At 53.4% G+C, this 17314-nt stretch carries 15 protein-coding genes; 8 read left to right on the forward strand and 7 right to left on the reverse strand.

Annotated features, from left to right (window positions below):
* The first annotated feature begins 46 nt into the window (after window positions 1-46).
* From DFK18_RS11325 to DFK18_RS11345, 5 genes are read left to right on the forward strand one after another with little or no spacing between them, the layout of a single operon-like run.
* A complete protein-coding gene (locus tag DFK18_RS11325) occupies window positions 47-991 on the forward strand; it encodes a chemotaxis protein CheV (RefSeq protein ID WP_114418375.1) in 945 nt (314 codons plus the stop codon).
* The gene (locus DFK18_RS11330) at window positions 988-2883 is read left to right on the forward strand and encodes an ATP-binding cassette domain-containing protein (RefSeq protein WP_114418376.1); all 1896 of its coding nucleotides are present in this window, start codon (window positions 988-990) and stop codon (window positions 2881-2883) included. Before DFK18_RS11325 ends, DFK18_RS11330 begins: the two co-directional genes overlap by 4 nt.
* Window positions 2884-3945, forward strand: a complete 1062-nt coding sequence (locus tag DFK18_RS11335) for a lysylphosphatidylglycerol synthase transmembrane domain-containing protein (RefSeq protein ID WP_114418377.1) — start codon at window positions 2884-2886, stop codon at window positions 3943-3945.
* Window positions 3942-6152: a glycosyltransferase gene (locus DFK18_RS11340; RefSeq protein ID WP_114418378.1), complete on the forward strand. Its 2211-nt coding sequence runs from the start codon at window positions 3942-3944 to the stop codon at window positions 6150-6152. Before DFK18_RS11335 ends, DFK18_RS11340 begins: the two co-directional genes overlap by 4 nt.
* Complete coding sequence (locus DFK18_RS11345; RefSeq protein ID WP_114418379.1) at window positions 6152-6682, forward strand: YgjV family protein; 531 nt, start codon at window positions 6152-6154, stop codon at window positions 6680-6682. Before DFK18_RS11340 ends, DFK18_RS11345 begins: the two co-directional genes overlap by 1 nt.
* Window positions 6683-6765: 83 nt before the next feature.
* Here DFK18_RS11345 and nifM read toward each other — a convergent pair whose 3' ends face one another.
* Genes nifM through DFK18_RS11380 form a run of 7 tightly spaced genes read right to left on the reverse strand, consistent with a single transcriptional unit; the run spans window position 6766 to window position 12104 of the window.
* Window positions 6766-7608 (reverse strand): nitrogen fixation protein NifM, encoded by an 843-nt coding sequence (gene nifM / locus DFK18_RS11350; RefSeq protein ID WP_162299769.1) that lies wholly within the window; start codon window positions 7606-7608, stop codon window positions 6766-6768.
* The gene (locus tag DFK18_RS11355) at window positions 7592-8062 is read right to left on the reverse strand and encodes a nitrogen fixation protein NifZ (RefSeq protein ID WP_114418381.1); all 471 of its coding nucleotides are present in this window, start codon (window positions 8060-8062) and stop codon (window positions 7592-7594) included. Before DFK18_RS11355 ends, nifM begins: the two co-directional genes overlap by 17 nt.
* Window positions 8059-8406 (reverse strand): nitrogenase-stabilizing/protective protein NifW, encoded by a 348-nt coding sequence (nifW, locus tag DFK18_RS11360; protein WP_178006186.1) that lies wholly within the window; start codon window positions 8404-8406, stop codon window positions 8059-8061. The genes DFK18_RS11355 and nifW overlap by 4 nt, the downstream gene beginning before the upstream one ends.
* Window positions 8407-8430: 24 nt before the next feature.
* Window positions 8431-9573 carry a homocitrate synthase gene (gene nifV, locus DFK18_RS11365; RefSeq protein ID WP_114418382.1) on the reverse strand — a complete coding sequence of 381 codons (1143 nt, stop codon included), beginning with the start codon at window positions 9571-9573 and terminating at the stop codon, window positions 8431-8433.
* A 10-nt stretch (window positions 9574-9583) separates the two neighbouring features.
* Window positions 9584-10783: a cysteine desulfurase NifS gene (gene nifS / locus DFK18_RS11370; protein WP_114418383.1), complete on the reverse strand. Its 1200-nt coding sequence runs from the start codon at window positions 10781-10783 to the stop codon at window positions 9584-9586.
* Between the two features lie 2 nt (window positions 10784-10785).
* Window positions 10786-11766, reverse strand: a complete 981-nt coding sequence (nifU, locus tag DFK18_RS11375) for a Fe-S cluster assembly protein NifU (RefSeq protein WP_114418384.1) — start codon at window positions 11764-11766, stop codon at window positions 10786-10788.
* 14 nt (window positions 11767-11780) lie between these two features.
* The gene (locus tag DFK18_RS11380) at window positions 11781-12104 is read right to left on the reverse strand and encodes a HesB/IscA family protein (RefSeq protein WP_114418385.1); all 324 of its coding nucleotides are present in this window, start codon (window positions 12102-12104) and stop codon (window positions 11781-11783) included.
* Between the two features lie 379 nt (window positions 12105-12483).
* Between DFK18_RS11380 and DFK18_RS11385 the strand changes: the two genes are divergently transcribed.
* From DFK18_RS11385 to DFK18_RS11395, 3 genes are all read left to right on the forward strand, one after another.
* Window positions 12484-14712 carry a flagellin gene (locus tag DFK18_RS11385; RefSeq protein ID WP_114418386.1) on the forward strand — a complete coding sequence of 743 codons (2229 nt, stop codon included), beginning with the start codon at window positions 12484-12486 and terminating at the stop codon, window positions 14710-14712.
* Window positions 14713-14963: 251 nt separating this feature from the next.
* Window positions 14964-16079, forward strand: coding sequence for a hypothetical protein (locus DFK18_RS11390; RefSeq protein ID WP_114418387.1), 1116 nt, complete (start codon window positions 14964-14966; stop codon window positions 16077-16079).
* Between the two features lie 32 nt (window positions 16080-16111).
* A complete protein-coding gene (locus tag DFK18_RS11395; protein ID WP_114418388.1) occupies window positions 16112-17311 on the forward strand; it encodes an MFS transporter in 1200 nt (399 codons plus the stop codon).
* The last annotated feature ends 3 nt before the right edge of the window (window positions 17312-17314 follow it).

Below are 17314 nucleotides of genomic sequence, written 5' to 3' on the forward strand. Positions count from 1 at the left end.
AAATTCTGTTGAAAAAAGTAACGGATAAAATAAAGAGGAAACGCCCATGGCTGGGGTCTTAGACAGTGTCGACTCAAGAACACGCCTGGTAGGTGCCAACCGGCTGGAACTGCTGATGTTCAAGCTGCACTCCAACCAATTGTTTGCCATCAATGTGTTTAAAGTGCAGGAAGTGCTGCGGCTCCCCAAACTGACCAACCTGCCCGGTCATCACCCCCATGTGGTCGGCGTGGCTCACCTGCGAGGCCAGGCTGTTTCCGTGATTAATCTGGCTCAGGCCATTGGCATGCCTCCTTTGCAGCCTAACGAGAACAGCAATCTGATCGTTACCGAATACAACTCCACCGTCCAGGCTTTCCTGGTGGGCAGTGTCGAGCGCATCGTCAACCTCAACTGGGAAGACATCATGCCGCCACCGCGCACCAGCGGTCGCCAGCACTACCTGACGGCCATCACCCGTCTGGAAGAAAAAATCATCGAAATCATTGATGTCGAGAAGGTTCTGGCGGAGATCAATCCCTATACCATCGCACTGGATGCCAGTCAGTTGGAAGAAGAAATCATCCAGGCTGCTCAGGGTATGGAAGTGCTGATGGTGGATGATTCCCCCACTGCGATCAGTCAGGTGCGTCACACCCTGGAACCCCTGGGTATCGTCCTGCATACCGCCACCAATGGCAAAAAGGGTCTGGAACAAATGCAAGCCTGGGCCGAAGCCGGTGAAGATGTACCCAATAAACTGCTGATGCTGATCACTGATGCCGAAATGCCGGAAATGGATGGCTACAGCCTGACCACGGCCGTGCGTGAAGACAAACGTCTGGCGGACACTTATGTGGTCCTTCATACCTCCATGTCCGGCAACTTCAACAAAGCCATGGTGCAAAAAGTCGGCTGCGATGATTTCCTTTCCAAATTCCAGCCCAAACTCCTGGCCGAACTGGTCGAAAACCGGGTACGCGCTAAAGCAGGACTCCCCGCTCCTCAATGACATTATTACGTTTTGAAAACCTCCATCTAGCCTATGGCCAAACGCCGCTGCTCCAGGACGAAACCCTGATCCTTGAAGAAGGTGAAAGGGTTGCCCTTCTGGGCCGCAACGGTGCAGGCAAATCCTCACTACTCAAACTGGTTGCCGGTGATATTCAACCCGATGGCGGCAGCCTCTGGTACAAGCCGGGTCTGAAAATCGGCACCCTGCCCCAGGTTTTACCGGCGGCCGATGAACGCCTGGTGTTTGAAGTGGTAGCCGAAGGGCTGGCCGAAGTCGGCCGCCTGCTGGAAGAATTTCACCAGATTACCCACCAGCCTCCCGAACAGGTTGACCTGAAACGCATGGACCAGCTTCATCATGAGCTGGATGCCTGCAATGGCTGGGCCCTGAATCAACGGGTTGAGCAGCTGCTCAAACGCCTGCACCTGGATGGCGAGGTACGCATGTCCTCCCTGTCAGGTGGTTGGCGACGCCGCGTTGCCCTGGCCAAGGCACTGGTCAGTGAACCCGATTTATTACTGCTCGACGAGCCGACCAACCATCTGGATGTGGAAACCATCCAATGGCTGGAAGAACAGGTTCGCAGTTTCCCCGGCGCGGTACTGCTGATTACCCACGACCGGACCTTCATGCAGAATCTGGCCACCCGAATGCTGGAACTGGATCTGGGTCAGATCACCAGTTGGGAAGGCAGTTATCAGGACTTTCTTGAATTCAAAGCCCATCAACTGGAAGTTGAAGCCCGCCATCAGGCCGCTTTTGACAAAAAACTGGCCCAGGAAGAAGTCTGGATTCGCCAGGGCATCAAGGCCCGACGCACTCGCAACGAAGGTCGTGTTCGCGCATTGCAGGAATTGCGCAAACAAAGAGCCGCTCGACTGCAGCGTCAGGGCAAAGCCGATATCCAGCTGGAAACTGCCGATCAGTCCGGCAAACTGGTGGTGGAACTGAAAAATGCCAGCTTCAGCTATGCCGGTCAGCCACTGATCAACAACCTCACCACCCGTATCCAGCGGGGCGATAAAATCGGTCTGCTGGGGCGCAATGGTGCCGGCAAGACCACCCTGTTGAAAATGCTGCTGGGCAACCTGCAGCCGGATACAGGTGAGGTCAAACTGGGTAGTAAGCTGGAAGTGGCTTACTTTGATCAGCTACGCGGGCAACTGAACCCGGAAAAGACCCTGCTCGACAACCTGGCCGAAGGCCGTACCAGTGTCACCATCAATGGCAAAGACAAGCATGTGATGGGCTACCTGCAGGATTTCCTCTTTACACCGGAAAGAGCCCGGCAACCGGTCAGCGCCCTGTCCGGTGGTGAACAAAACCGGCTACTGCTAGCCAAGCTTTTCGCCAAGCCGGCCAACCTGCTGGTCATGGACGAACCCACCAACGACCTGGATTTGGAAACCCTGGAACTGCTGGAAGAACTCCTGCTGAACTACCAGGGCACCCTGCTGCTGGTCAGTCACGACCGGGCTTTTCTGGATAATGTCGTCACCGGCATCCTGGCTTTTGAAGGGGAAGGTCGAGTACGCGAATACATCGGGGGCTACCAGGACTGGATCCGCCAGGGAGGCCGCTTCCCTCCTCTGGAAAACCCGGATAGTAAATCCAAGGAACCACCCCAGGCTGCCAAAACCGAGCCTCAGGTCAGCAAGGCCAAACCGGCCAAAAAGCTCAGCTACAAGTTGCAAAGAGAGCTGGACCTGCTGCCCGGAGAAATTGAAGCCCTAGAAGAGCAGCTGGCCGAGCTGGAAAGCAAGATCAGTGACCCTGATTTCTATCAGCAGGAAGCCGATCTGGTTACAGCCACCCTTCAACAGATGGAAGACGTTCAGGGGCAGCTGGACCAGAAAATGGAACGCTGGATGGAACTGGAAGCCGACTAGATGTCTGCTCCCCGGGAATCCAGCTCACTGACACCTGCAGTATCCGGACGACGGCTGCTGGTCTTTTCCCTGATCTTCATCGGGCTGACCGGTCTGGGTCTGTGGCTGGTCTACGCGTCCTTTGCCCAGCAGAGCCTCAGCTTTGATGAGCGCCTGATTCAGCCACAAACCCTGGCGGCTCTAGCCGCTCTCCTGGCAGTCTACTTTCTGGCTGATGGCTTGCGCCTTTATTTCACGCTGCGAACCCTGGGCCACTCGATTCCACTCCCTGCTCTTTTCAAGCTGGTTTTTATCAATCTGTTTTTTTCCAACGTTACTCCTTTGGCCACCGGCGGTGGTTTTGCCCAGATCTGGTATCTGCAAAAACAGGGCGTCCCCCTGGGGGATGCCACCGCAGCCACCACCCTGCGCACCCTTTTGGCCGTAGTCTTTATTTTTTCCCTGACACCGGTTTTCCTATTAACCCTGCCTGCTCTGCAGGGAGAGGATCTGCTCAGTAACCTGGGTCAGACCCTGGCCGTCTTTATCCTCCTCTACCTGGGCTTTTTTACCCTGTTGCTGGTCCGCAGCCACTGGCTGTTACCACCGCTCGATGGTCTACTGCTGCTGTTGCGCAACTTCACCCTGATCAGCGATCAGCGCCAGCGCCTGTGGCGATTCAAGATCCGCCGCGAACTTCTGCGTTTTAGTGCCAGCTTTCGCCGTTTTCTGCAGGGCTCGCCGCTGTGGATTAGTCTTGCAGCCGGGTTTACTGCTGTTTTTTTGCTCAGCCTTTTCAGCTTTCCCGCCCTGCTGATTTATTTTCTGGGTTATTCGGTAGACTATCTGACCAGCCTGGGTTTGCTGGTCGTTACCACCTTCATCATGTACTTTGCCCCTACGCCAGGAGCAGCCGGTATCTCCGAAGGGGTTTTCGGTAGTTTCTTTCGTGAACTCCTGGGTAGCAATCATCTGCTTTTGGTTATTCTGGCCTGGCGGCTGGTTACCATCTACCTGGGCATGTTGATTGGCTTTATTCTCCTGCAAAAAGATCTGATCCGGAGTTGGAAAAAAACTTCATGAAGCCACGTCGTCCGCTAAAAATCCTTTTTTATTTAAATCTGCTGATCATGCTGGGGCTTTTGGGTTACAAGGCTTACCTCAACTATTTTCTGCCTGATTTTGCTGCCGAGCATCAGGTACAGCTGGATCAGCTGGAAGCCCGTCTGGGCGAGAACCCTCAGGCATTCAGTTTTGCCCTGGTCGGCAATATCAATAACTCCATCGGTATCTTTGAAAAACAATTGATTCCGCATATTAATGCCAGCGATGCCGACTTTATGATCTCTGCCGGCAATGCTGTCAGTGGTGGCGGTGAAGACAAGTACCAATCCCTTTACGGCAGCCTGCAACAACTGAATATTCCCTACCTGCTGACTTTTGGTGAACAGGAGCAGGAAAATTTTGGCAGCTATCGTTTTTATGAACACTTTGGTCCCCACTACTTCAGTTTCTTGCTGGGTGACTATCGCTTCACTTTTCTGGATACCACCGGCAAAACCCCCTGGCAGTGGCAGCTACGCTGGCTGCAAGACCTGCTGAAAGAACAAGAAGCCAAAGAACACTTTCTTTTCACCGGTCGCCCCCTTTTTGCCGAAGACGAGGGTTTACTGGCAGAAGCCCCCAATCTGCTGGAGCCAGCCCCTTTTCGTTTGAATCTGCTGGATATTCTTGATGAAAATGACATCCACTGGGTGTTCTCGGCGCAAAAGCGCGGCTTTCACCAGCAGCAACTGGACTCTACCCTTTTTCTGGCCACCGGGGGCGCAGGCGGTGTGCTTCTGGAGGATGACTACTACCATTACTGGCTGGTTCACGTCAGTCCTGAAGGAGTCAGCCTGGAGCAGAAAAAACTGGCCACGGGTCAGCATCCCTTTTTTCGAACGCTAGAAAGCCTCTGGTCGTTCATTTACTCGTTGTTTTATGTCAGCTATTTAAACTTTATCCTGCTGGTCTGTCTTTTTAGTCTGCTGGCTATCAAGCTGCATGCCCTGATCTTCAAAGATCGCAACTACTACCCCAATTACGATCTCGATCCAACACCCTGGATCAACCAGCCCTTGCGTATTGCCATGTTCACCAACAACTACCTGCCCTTTATCGGCGGGGTGCCCCTGTCCATCCAGCGACTGCAACAGGGGCTGAGTAAGCTGGGCAATAAACTTCTAATCGTTGCACCGCGTTATCCCAATCAACCTCACGGGGAAACCCAGGTTGTTCGAGTGCCTTCACTCTTCACCCTGGGAGCCAAAAGTGAATTTCGTCTGGCCAATATCTTTTCCCTGCGGGTGTTCAAGCGCGTACGAGCCTTTGTTCCCGATCTGATTCATGTGCATCACCCCTTCTGGCTGGGTTCTCTGGGCGTCTTTATTGCCCGCCGCTTGCGGGTTCCAGCGGTCTACACCTACCACACCCGGTTGGAGCACTATGCTCACTTTGTTCCCCTGCCCGGACTTTTGTTTCGCAATCTGATCTCCCATGTGTTGGTCAGACGTTTTGCCAACCGTTGTGATGCCGTCATAGTTCCTACCTATTCAACGGAAGAATACCTGCGCATGATCGGGGTCAAGCGTCCCACCTATGTTCAACCGACCGGCATTGATTTTGAACGCTTTCAGACAGTGGATCAGGATGCCGTAGAAAAGTTGCGTCAGCGACTCCAGCTGGGGCAGGAAAAAATTCTGATTAGTGTGGCGCGCCTGTCTAACGAAAAAAATATCGACTTCATGATAGATGCGCTGGCAGAACTGAAAAAGAAAACAACTCAGCCTTTTCGCCTCTTGATGCTGGGCGATGGCCATCAACGCAAACGCCTGCAGAAACGCCTGGATGAACTGCAACTCAATGACTGCATTACCCTGGTCGGTGCCGTGCCACCGGATGAAATGCCGCTCTGGTACCACCTGGGTGACCTCTTTGTATTTGCCTCCAAGTCGGAGACCCAGGGCATGGTCATTCTGGAAGCCATGGCAGCAGGCTTGCCCGTGGTTGCGGTACGCTCCAGTGGAATTGATGATGTGGTTCAGGACGACCACAACGGCTACAAGACACCGGAGCGCCTGGATCTCTGGCTAGCCAGAGTGCAAACCCTGCTTGAAGATCAGGACAAACACCAGGAGCTGGCCGAAAAGGCCCTGAAGACTGCGAGTCAGCATTCTGTCGAGGTTTTCTCAAAGAAGGTCAAGGCTATCTATAGTGAAGTCCTGGCAGCCAAACAGAGTCGCCAGTAATGGATATGACCTGGTGGGCCGGACAGGTGGCCGGGCTGGTTGCTCTGGGGTTCTGTCTGGCAGGTTTTGCCAGCAAGCAGGATGATCGCCTGCTGGTGCTGTTGGTTTCCGCCAATATTGCCTTTGCCCTGCAGTTTGTCTGCTTTCAAAGCTGGACTGCCGCGGCCCTGACCCTGCTGGTCATTATCCGCATCCTGCTGGCCAGACGTTATCCCGGCAATAAACGCTTGATGGGCCTGCTGCTGGCTGCTAACGGCCTGGCTGCTATCCTGACCTGGCAGAACTGGATAGACCTTTTACCACTGATGGCAGCAACCCTGGGAACCCTGGGCATGTTTCTACTCAGAGGAATTCCCCTGCGCCTGGTTCTGGGACTGGCTGCTTTCTGCTGGTTGCTTAACAACCTGCTGATCGGGTCTTTTGGCGGGAGTTTGGCCGAGGGCCTGATTATGGTGACCAATGCCTTCACCATCCGGCGCTTACTGCAATTACAAAAAGCCCAGGCCACAACCCCTAGAAGCCAGGGATAAAGCCAGCGTTCTGACTACCGCTGGCTAGGGGTAGAAGGGTTGAATCTGCAGCGCGGGATCAGCCATTGCTGCAGCAGTAGTAGTTACCCCAATTGACGTATCCATTGCTTCTGGGCCTGACTGCGTTTGCTGTCGGCCAAATATTCCACGATCTTGCTGCGGGCTTCAGCAAAGCTTTTGCACTCGGAAGGCAGGATCGCTTCACAATACAGCAGGTGATAGCCTAGGGGTGAGCGCAGTGGGGCGCTGATCTCGCCTTCTTCCATCTGAAACAAGGCCTTGTCCAGTTCATCATAAAGCAGACCCGGGGGCACCTTGCCCAGTTGCCCGCCTTCCACGGCAGTAGGACACTGGGAGTGACGCAGCGCCAACTCGGAAAAACGCTCAGGGCGTTTAACCAGTTGAGCCCGGATGGCTTCACATTCCTGCAAGACCAGCAATTCACCGGAATCCCCAGCCGTTTCCTCGACGGTAATCAGCAGATGGCGTGTCTGACGCTTTTCGGGGATAAAGAACTTGTCCGGATGCTTGTGATAAAAAGCCAGAGCTTCTTCATCACTGATTTGGGCCGCCTGGCTGGAAACCTTTTCGAGAATTGCTTCAATGCGCAGCTCTCTTTCCAAAGCAGCCCTGTAACCTTCTTCACTCATCTGGATCTTGTCCAGCGCCCCCTGGAAGGCTTCCTGGGTTTCATAGCGCTCCCTGACCCTGAGCCAGGCATCTTCCAGAGTGGCTTCCGGCAGGTAAATGGCCTGGGCTTCAGGCGAGGCCAATACCTTTTCTTCCAGATTATACTGGCGCCGAGCCTGTTGCATCACCGCTTCCATCTGCTTGGCTTCCAGTCCATCCAGCCCTGTGGAAAAACGGGCTTCAGCAATTTTAAGTCCCAGATAATTCAGTAGTTGCTGTTCAGTCAGAGAAGTCATCGACCAGCTCCTTTTCTTCCTCCGGGGCTTCCAGAGCATTTTCGGGAACAGCCAGCACATGTCCGGGGAAGAGAACATGGTAATAAACACCCTGGGGATCGTCGCGTTCAACCTTGAGGATTTCGCCTTTATCTCCCGGTTGTACCACTACCTCTCCACGCAGAGACAAGGCCATGGAGGTTACTACTTTCTCCCGACTTTCAAAGCGGCTGGGTACCCAGGGATCACTGGCCAGTTGCAGTTCTTCTTCGCGGCAACCCACCTGCAGATCTTCCTCTACGAAGTGAACGGTGTAGATGATTTGATCCTGTAGGAAGGTGCCGATATTGCGTACATGACCGACCTGCCCCCGACGAATCAGGAGGTCACCACGATCCTTGCCGGGAAAACTACCATCATTGCGCACATTGCGAATGACACGGACTTCATTGCCATAGTCGTAAAGAGGGTTCATGCCACACCTCCAATCGATCCCAGGGAAACAAAACCACTGCCGGGTTCATCCTTTTTGAAGACCTTGAGCACCTTTTCCTGCTGGGCCGAAGAATCGACAAAGCTGGTGTAGGCCCGCTCCAGCAAATCCTTGTAAACCACAAAGCGCGCTGAAGGATCTTCGGGTAGCTCTTCGGTGTAGTTGCTCAGGTAGTTGTGAAAACGCTGCAGAATATGCAGACGGTTCACCTGCACGACCCGGGGGTCAAACGTCACTTCGAAAAAATTGAGAAAATCCTCGGCACTTTCCAGCTCTTCCAGGCTTTCTTCCATTTCTTCCGTCAAATAAATCAAATCGCTGATCATAACGACCTCCGGTTGCAAATAGGTTCAGGCACTGGCTGCAATATCAGCAGCTAAAACCTGCTGATAAAGATCCAGAAGCTGGGTGTCCTTCATCGGTTGTTTGTGAAGACTGATCCACTGGCGAATACCAGGAAGCAGCTGACTGGCCTGCTGACGGGTCAGAGGCTGACCCAGACGGGCAAAAGAGGCCATCACCGCCTGGGTGCCGGAATGCTTGCCCAGCACCAGTTGATGACTACGGCCCAGGAGAGCGGGATCCACCCCCTGATAGGTCATCGGATCTTTCAAAAGACCGTCAACATGGATGCCAGCCTCATGGGTAAAGACGCCTTCACCTACCAGGCTTTTCTGCCAGCTGACCGGTCTTCCGGAGGCTTCCGCCACCAGGCGGGATACCGCCGGAAAATCATGCAGGTCGATCTGGGTTTCCATCTGGTAGAGCTGTTGCAGCCCCAGCACCACTTCTTCCAGGGCGGCATTGCCCGCTCTTTCGCCCAGGCCATTCACGGTAGTATTTATGTGGGTAGCACCAGCACGGGCAGCGGCAAGGCTGTTGGCCGTTGCCAGCCCCAGGTCATCATGGGCGTGCATTTCCAATTCCAGATCGGTATTGCTTGCCAGACGACTCAACTGCTCATAAACACCAAAGGGTTCCATGATGCCCAGGGTGTCGGCAAAACGCAGTCGCTTGGCCCCGGCCTGTTGCGCTGCTTCAGCCAGCTGCAGCAGAAAATCCGGATCAGCACGGGAGGCATCTTCGCACCCCAGGATCACTTGGAAGCCCTGATCCACGACCTGCGGGATCAACTGACGGATCTGCGCCAGCACCCAATCACGATCCTTGCGCAGCTTGCGTTCCAGATGCACATCCGAAGAGGCGATGGATAAATCCAGGGTGCCTACGGGCAGCCCCTTGCAGGCCTGAATGTCTGCCGGGTGCATACGACACCAGGCGATGAGTTCAGCCTTGAGCCCCAAAGAAGCCAGGGTACGGATATCCTCGCGCTCTACTTCCCCCATGGGCGGGATGCCCACTTCTAGCTCGGGAACGCCCAGGGCATCCAGTTGGGTGGCAATCTGGATTTTTTCTTCCAGCGAAAAAGCCACTCCGGCGGTTTGTTCGCCATCCCTGAGCGTGGTGTCATCGATAATGATGGACTGGGGCATAGGTCTATCCTCAGGCATAAGCAGGATCAAAGGCATCCTGAACAGGCGCACCCTGTTTCCAGTAGGGAGACAGATTACGCAGTTGCTCAATAATGCCGGGAACCACAGCAATCACCCGGTCAATTTCTTCTTCCGTGGTGTAGCGCGACAGGGAGAAACGCACGGTGCCATGTGCTGCGGTATAGGGAAGCCCCATCGCCCGCATGACGTGTGAAGGCTCCAGAGAACCGGAAGTACAGGCCGAACCACTGGAAGCGGCAATGCCTTCCTTGTTCAACAGAAGCAGGATGGATTCACCTTCGATGTACTCAAAGGCAATATCGCTGGTGTTAGGCAGACGATTATTCACATCCCCCGTGGCAAAGGCATAGTTGACCTTTTCCAGAATTCCGGCTTCCAGCTTGTCTCTCAGACGCTTGACCACGGTATTTTCGTGTTCCAGATTGGCTTCAGCCATTTCAGCTGCCTTGCCCAGAGCCACGATGGATGCCGAGTTTTCGGTACCGGCACGACGGCCTCGTTCCTGGTGACCGCCTCGAAGCAGAGGACGGAAACGGGTACCACGGCGCAAGTAGAGAACACCGATACCCTTGGGCGCATGCAGTTTATGGCCGGATAGACTGAGCATATCGATCTTGGTGGATTTCAGATCCATGGGAATCTTGCCCACGGCCTGAACTGCATCTGTATGAAACATGACACCGGCTTCCCAGGCCATTTCAGCCATTTCCACTACAGGGAAGAGGGTGCCGGTTTCATTGTTGGCCCACATAACACTGACAATCGCGACCTGGTCACTCAGCAGCTTGCGATAGGCATCCAGATCCAGACGCCCCTGGCCATCGACCTCCAGGTAGTGAACGGTATAGCCTTCTTTTTCCAGGTACTCACACAGAGCCAGCACTGCAGGGTGTTCAACCACGCTGGTAATGATCTCGCGACGGTTGGGCTGAGCCTTGAGTGCAGAAAGGATTGCAGTGGAATCACTTTCAGTGCCACAAGAAGTAAACAGAATTTCGCTGTCATGCTCGGCACCCAGAAGGGATTGCACCTGTTGGCGTGCCGTTTTCAACGCTTGTCCCACCTGATTACCATACTGGTGCAGAGATGAAGGGTTACCGAACTGTTCGGTAAAATAAGGCAACATGGCATCCACGACTTCCGGATCAACCTGCGTGGTGGCATTATTATCCAGATAGATGGTATCCATGATCAGGCTCCCATTCCGGCAGGTGCTTTACTGACTGGCACCAGTTGTACGAATTCTTTCAACTCTTCCATCATTTGCTGCTGAATACCGGTCAGCGTCATGCTGGCCATCTGGCAGCCACTGCAAGCACCCGTCAGCTTGACGTAAACCCGACGGCCATCAACATCAATCAGTTCGATATCACCGCGATCCCGCTGCAGAGCCGGACGGGCGCGCTCAATCACCTCCTCGATCTTGCGAATCCGCTGCAGATTGGTCAGCTTGGGACCTTCACCCGCAGGTGGAACCGCCGCTTCAGGCGCGGGAGTTGGCATTTCGATCTGGGTCAGAGCCGCTTCAGCATCTGCCGCCACACTCGCTGCATTCTTGGCGGGGGCTACAGGGTTGGCTGCACCGGCAGAGAAGACTTCACCGCGCTCGGCCATCACTCGTGCCAGGATATCTTCGATGCCTTCGTGACAAGCGGAACAGCCACCACCGGCCTTGGTGTAGTTGGTGACTTCTTCCACGCTGCTCAGGTTATTGGCACGAATAGTGTCTTCGATCATGACTTCATCAATAGCGAAGCACTTACAAACCAGCGCCCCTTCTTCATGATCATCGTGCCATTCCTCACCGCGGTAGTTGGCAATGGCCGCCTGCAGGGCTTCACGACCCATGACCGAGCAGTGCATCTTCTCGGGAGGCAGACCATCCAGAAAATCGGCAATCTCCTGGTTGCTGACCTGAAGCGCTTCATCCAGGGTTTTGCCCTTGATGATTTCAGTCAACGCAGAGGAAGAGGCAATGGCCGAACCACAACCGAAAGTCTGGAAACGGGCATCCAGAATGGTATCGGTCTTTTCATCTACCTTGAGCATCAAGCGCAAAGCATCACCACAGGACAGGGAACCAACATCCCCCACACCATTGGCTTCTTCCAGTTCACCGGCATTACGCGGGTTGAAAAAATGTTCTTGAACTTTTTCTGAATAATTCCACATGATCTTGTCTCCCCTCAGGCGGCAAAAGATTTGCCACAGTTACAAGCGGCTTTAGCGTTGGGATTGGAAAATTTGAAACCACTTTCTTCCAGGCTTTCTACAAAATCGACCGTACAGCCTTCCAGCAAGGGCTGGCTTTCAGGATCTACCAGCAAGGTCACTTCTCCGACCTGAAGCGTCAGGTCCTGCTCACCAGCCTGGGTTTCCAGCTGCATGGCATATTTGTGGCCTGAACAGCCACCATCAGAAACGGAAATACGCAAACCGGCCAGGGGGGTGCCTGCCTGTTCGATAAAACGGGAAATAGCTTGTTGTGCACTGGGTGTAAGAGTGACCATGAAGAACCTCCGGACATCAATTGAAAGGTGCAGTTGTTATCACTGCTCTGCTATTGAAGTGGCAAGCCTTGTGCCAAACCTACAAAAAGATTATCCAATTGATATAAAAGGTTTTTTTACAAACTGCGCGTTGTGTCGGAGTGTTCTTTAGAGTACGGCTTCAGGTTTTTGTCGGATTCCACACAAATACATAAAAATCAGTTTTTATTGCTCCGCATCAATAAATAACCCATCGGTGCACCTTTAACAGTGGTGACAAGCGAGTTACTATCTGGAAACAGAAAATAAACAAACTCTGAAATTCTGATAACACATAAACAAAACATATTTTAATGGGAATGCCCTAGGGAAAACCCTCTGGATAAAGGGGAATAGAGTTATGGCCGTCGATTCACAACCTGATCTAGCTTCAACCATTATTCAATCTATTATGGGAGCGGGTATAAAACAGCAGGAAGCTGTAACCTCACCATTTAAAAAGGATAAAGAACCCCAGCTACTGGAAAGGCTTTCATCCAGCCTTAACGAATCCTTTTCCCATCCCCGAAAAATTCAATTCCGAGAGGCCGCTGGCCTGACCCGGGATATTTCCGGCCTGAATGTGGCGAAACGCAATCTGGGTGAAGGCGTGTCCATGCTCCAGACTGCAGACTCCGGCCTGGAACAAATTGAAAAGAACCTGCAGCGCATTGGTGAACTGGCCCAAAAAGCCATGGATCCCTATCTGACCCAGGAAGGCCGCCAGAGCCTTCAGGTTGAAGTCGATGAACTGACGCAACAAATCCAAAAAATCACCGAAAACACCGAATACAAGGGGCTGCAACTGCTCAGTACAGATGCTCTCAGCACGACTTTGCAAATCGGTCATAATGATTCCAGAAGTAGCCGCTTTACGATCGGCCTAGATCAAGGGCTTATGGGGCGCATCACCGCTGCCGAAAACCAGACCAGCAACTCCAGTGGAAGCTCAACCACTGGTGATAGCGGAACCACCACAGATAGCGGCTCCACAGATGGCAGTACGGCTACTGGTGATACAGGTACCGGCACCGGCAGTGATGGCACTACAGATACGGGCACCAATGGAGATGGCAGCACCGATACAGGTACGGGCACGGATACCACCACTGATTCCGGCAGTACCACAACCACGACAGAAACCGTGGCACTTTCCGAACTGGAAACCAACCAGCAACTAGCCGATGCGTTGGGCTGGGAAGTGGATGGCTCGGGTGAAATCAAGGTAGGGCAGGCCACCGCCGATGCCTTGAATAGTCTCTGGACTGACCTGGTAGGGCGCAGTGGCAACCAGACAGCTGGACTGGCCGAGCGTCTGGATCTGGACGCTGCCACTGAAGGTGAAGTCAATCACCAGTACATCTCCGAAACCATCAATGTGAATGGCAAGGATGTCGAGTACAGCTTCAAGGTATCCTTTACCGTCAGCACCAACGGTTCTGGTGAAAAACAGCTGGATGAAGTCATGCCCACCCTCTCATATGAAGAGGAATGGCAAAACGGCAGCCCCATCAGTGTCACCTATGGTGATCAACAGCTGGCTGTTGTCTTTAACCGCAACCTCAACCGCAATCAGCAGCAGGGTTATGACTACCTGGGTGGCGAGCAAAAGGGCGGTTTTCAGAATTTTGGCGTCCTGACCCCCAATTACGAGCCAGTGACCGTCGATAATGTCCAGGAAGTCGCCTCGGAACCCACGACAGGTGGCGATACCTCGACGGGTGACAGCGGCAGTACCGACACCTCAGGAGACGGTACTACAGGTGGTGGCGATACTGGCGGTACCGATACCTCCAGTGACGGCACCAACACCGGTTCTCAGGATTCAAACACTGATACCACCACAGGCGCAGGCTTTCTCAAATCCATCCTGACCAGTGAAACCAATGCCAGTCAGCCTGCCCAGGTGACCAGCGTTGCTGCCGCCCAAACAACTCTGGAAGGTAGTCGTGAAGCTCAGGAATTTATTTCCAGCGTGCGTGAAGACCTGGAAGGTGCCATCCAGGAACTGAATGGTGTGATGGCCGGCAACCAACGCTACAACGATGTTCTTAACGAAAAATCCAATCGAATCCAAGACACCTTGACTGCAGAACAGATGTCTGCCAGAGCTCAGGAGCAGTTGCTGCAGAACACTGAACTGGCAGCTCTGGGCCTGACTCATACAGATCAAAGATCAGTCGTTTCCCTGCTCAAGGATGAAGAGCGCAGCGCCAAGGAACTGCCCTATAGCTTCCCGCCTGAAAAAGATGACGAGAAGGCTGCTCCAGCAACTAAAGCTGCTTCTCTGGAAGAAGATGAGGAAACTCCTGACTACTCAGCCCAGGCAGTGACCGCCACTGAAGAAAGCAGCAATCCCTGGTTGCAGGCAGAGGAAGAAAGCTCAACCAGCCCCTTCGGACAGCTGGCCCCTTCTGAAGAAGAAAAGGACAAAATGCTTGCCAGCCTGATCCAACAGGATGAGGATGAAGAAGATCAGCTGCAAAAGGATGAGGAAGATCAGGACTCTCCGGCCACCAGTCGGGTCACTGATGCCTCCCAGGCCAGTCTTTATGCTCCCTCTGATCTGGGACAATTGGTTTACGGCTAAGAAGCTTTTCGGGGACTAGGCCGGCACCTTAGGCTGCCGGCTTTTTAATGGCCTGTTTTTTAGCCCAGCCGACAATAAATGCTTTTATAAAACACCTTCTCACCCTTAGCTTTCCCCGTTAGGATTAGTCCCTAAATCTTTAATAACAGACAGGTTATTAACCGGGGTTTCCTTTGCAGGCACTGAATCCAAAATATCTGGGCATTAATCTGCTAGCGGTTTTATTTATCGGCATCTGCTGGAGCGGATTAATGGATCTGCTGGCCTTGGACGATATTAATAACTCCCTCAAGGATGCAGCTATCCTTTACGGTATTGCCCGCAGCCTCAATGCCGCCGTGTCGGTATTACAAACGCTGGAAATTGATGCCATTATTGGCAGCCTGGCCATCGGTGAAGTACTCGATCCCTTCAATGATATCATCGAGCGTTTCTCCCAGGTTATGACCACGGCTCTGGCTTCCCTGGCAGCACAAAAAGTACTGATGGTCCTGGTCAGTAATCAGTTTTTCAATCTTCTCCTGACCCTGAGCTACGGCCTCTATTTACTCATCCACCTCTTTTCTGCCCGTCTGGCCCCGGGATTTTTCCGGGTTTTCCTGGTCTTTGCCTTTATCCGAGCCTCCTTTGCTTTGGTTGTAATGGTCAATGCCCTGGTGGATGCTGCGTTTATCCAGCAGCAGGAAGCAGAACACCGGGAAAAAAGCCTGGCCCTGGAAGAGCAAATCACCAGCAATGCCAGTGCCCTGCAAGCCGACCAGGCCGAATTTGAACAACTACTCAGCGAGATGGATCAGCAGATCACGGCCCTGCAGGCTGAACAGCTGTCCACTCGCAGCCGCTTGGATACCCTGACCACAGAAAAGCAAGCACTCACTAACCAGCTGGATGAACACCTCAGATCCCGCGGTGTACTGCAAAGATTCAACCCGCTTAGAGAGCCCGCTCCTCTGGAAACCCTGCTCGAGGAAGCCCTCACCCGCCTGGAAAACCAAGAGCAGTTGGCCCGACAGCAATTGCGACGCCAGCAACAGGAACAACTGGCCCTGGAAGAACGCCAGGAATGCCTGGCAACCCGTCAGGAGGGGGGAAGTTGTACCCTGGGTGAATGGCTGGCAAAAAAGACGGACATCACCGGCATCAAAGAAGAAGTCAGTAATACGCTGGCCGCTCTGGATTCAGCTTTTGAGTCCTTGATCTACCTGATGGCTATAACCCTGCTCAAGAGCCTTCTCCTGCCACTGCTCTTCTGGTTCCTGCTGTATCGTGGCCTCAAGAAAATCTGGTCGTTAAAACTGGTATTCTCTCAGGCTTCGACTTCGGGCAGAAGCAAAACAAAACCAGCGGCACCCAAACACGCCCACTAAATAACCACTGACATTTTATATGGAGACAAGGGATGCTACCCCTCAGTGTATGGGGGCTTGCCTTGGGGCAGGCTCTTTTAATCACCGGCAATATTCTTCTGGTATCGGTGACCGCCTTGATCGGCCAACAATTGGCACCCGCCGCTGCACTGGTAACCCTGCCGGTGGCCCTGCAATTTCTGGGTTTAATGGGGGTGACCCTGCCAGCAGCCCTTTTGATGCGCTGGCTGGGTCGCAAAAAAGGGTTTCTTCTGGGCAACCTGATTGGGGTCGGTGGCGCCCTCCTGGCTTACACTGCCCTAGCCAATGAAAACTTCTATCTCTTCTGTCTGAGTACCTTTCTTTTGGGGATGGCCATCGGTGTCGGTCAGCAATACCGTTTTGCCGCGGTGGAAGCCTGCTCCAGCAGACAAAGTGCCCAGGCGATTTCACTGGTCATGGGTGGTGGCGTACTGGCTGCGTTTCTTGGTCCAAATCTGGCCGTCTGGTCTCAGGGCTTTTTTCCGGACAACGCCTTTCTCGGTGGTTTTGCCGTCCTGGCCGGCCTTTACCTCTTTACCCTGGTTTTGATTTTAAGCCTGCCACTGCACCAGCCGACCCAGGCGGAACTGGCCAGAGGCGGGCGTGGCTATCTGGAGCTACTTAAACAGCCCCGACTGATTGCGGCCATTACTTCGGGCAGCATCGGCTATGGCGTGATGGTCCTGGTCATGACGGCAACTCCCCTGGCCATGCAGGCACAAGCCTTCGCCTTTCAAAATACGGCCAGTATTATTCAATGGCACGTACTGGGCATGTTCCTACCCTCGTTTTTTACCGGACGACTGATTACCCGCCTGGGAGCTCCCCTGGTCATTCAACTGGGCTGCAGTTTGTTATTGCTGTGTGTAGTGGTTACCCAACTGGGTCAGGCATATAGCCATTACTGGTTTGCTCTGGTGGCTTTGGGAGTTGGCTGGAACTTCACATTTATCGGTGCCACCAGTCTGTTGACTTCCACCTATGCAGCCAATGAAAAAGCCAGAGTTCAAGGCATGAATGATTTTCTGGTGTTTGGATTTTCTGCGCTGGGCAGTTTATTGGCCGGTCAATTGCAGCAGGCTTTGGGCTGGGAACTACTCAATATGATGATGCTGCCACCGATTCTCCTGGCTATGCTGCTGGTGGCTTTTAATTTGAGAAAAAAAAGAGCCGGGGATGACCCGGCTCAAGAGGCTACTTCCACCCACTAACTT

Origin of the sequence: Marinospirillum perlucidum (genome assembly GCF_003336805.1) — a bacterium.
GTDB classification, from domain to species: Bacteria; Pseudomonadota; Gammaproteobacteria; order Pseudomonadales; family Halomonadaceae; genus Marinospirillum; species Marinospirillum perlucidum.

Bases quoted from the DNA above. Each gene is read 5' to 3' on its own strand.
- DFK18_RS11325 (WP_114418375.1), top strand. From the start codon at position 47: ATGGCTGGGGTCTTAGACAGTGTCGACTCAAGAACACGCCTGGTAGGT.
- DFK18_RS11395 (WP_114418388.1), top strand. From the start codon at position 16,112: ATGCTACCCCTCAGTGTATGGGGGCTTGCCTTGGGGCAGGCTCTTTTA.
- nifW (WP_178006186.1), bottom strand. From the start codon at position 8,406: ATGATCAGCGATTTGATTTATTTGACGGAAGAAATGGAAGAAAGCCTG.
- DFK18_RS11340 (WP_114418378.1), top strand. From the start codon at position 3,942: ATGAAGCCACGTCGTCCGCTAAAAATCCTTTTTTATTTAAATCTGCTG.
- DFK18_RS11380 (WP_114418385.1), bottom strand. From the start codon at position 12,104: ATGGTCACTCTTACACCCAGTGCACAACAAGCTATTTCCCGTTTTATC.
- DFK18_RS11390 (WP_114418387.1), top strand. From the start codon at position 14,964: ATGGATCTGCTGGCCTTGGACGATATTAATAACTCCCTCAAGGATGCA.
- DFK18_RS11335 (WP_114418377.1), top strand. From the start codon at position 2,884: ATGTCTGCTCCCCGGGAATCCAGCTCACTGACACCTGCAGTATCCGGA.
- nifV (WP_114418382.1), bottom strand. From the start codon at position 9,573: ATGCCCCAGTCCATCATTATCGATGACACCACGCTCAGGGATGGCGAA.
- DFK18_RS11330 (WP_114418376.1), top strand. From the start codon at position 988: ATGACATTATTACGTTTTGAAAACCTCCATCTAGCCTATGGCCAAACG.
- DFK18_RS11355 (WP_114418381.1), bottom strand. From the start codon at position 8,062: ATGAACCCTCTTTACGACTATGGCAATGAAGTCCGTGTCATTCGCAAT.
- DFK18_RS11345 (WP_114418379.1), top strand. From the start codon at position 6,152: ATGGATATGACCTGGTGGGCCGGACAGGTGGCCGGGCTGGTTGCTCTG.
- nifM (WP_162299769.1), bottom strand. From the start codon at position 7,608: ATGACTTCTCTGACTGAACAGCAACTACTGAATTATCTGGGACTTAAA.
- nifS (WP_114418383.1), bottom strand. From the start codon at position 10,783: ATGGATACCATCTATCTGGATAATAATGCCACCACGCAGGTTGATCCG.
- nifU (WP_114418384.1), bottom strand. From the start codon at position 11,766: ATGTGGAATTATTCAGAAAAAGTTCAAGAACATTTTTTCAACCCGCGT.
- DFK18_RS11385 (WP_114418386.1), top strand. From the start codon at position 12,484: ATGGCCGTCGATTCACAACCTGATCTAGCTTCAACCATTATTCAATCT.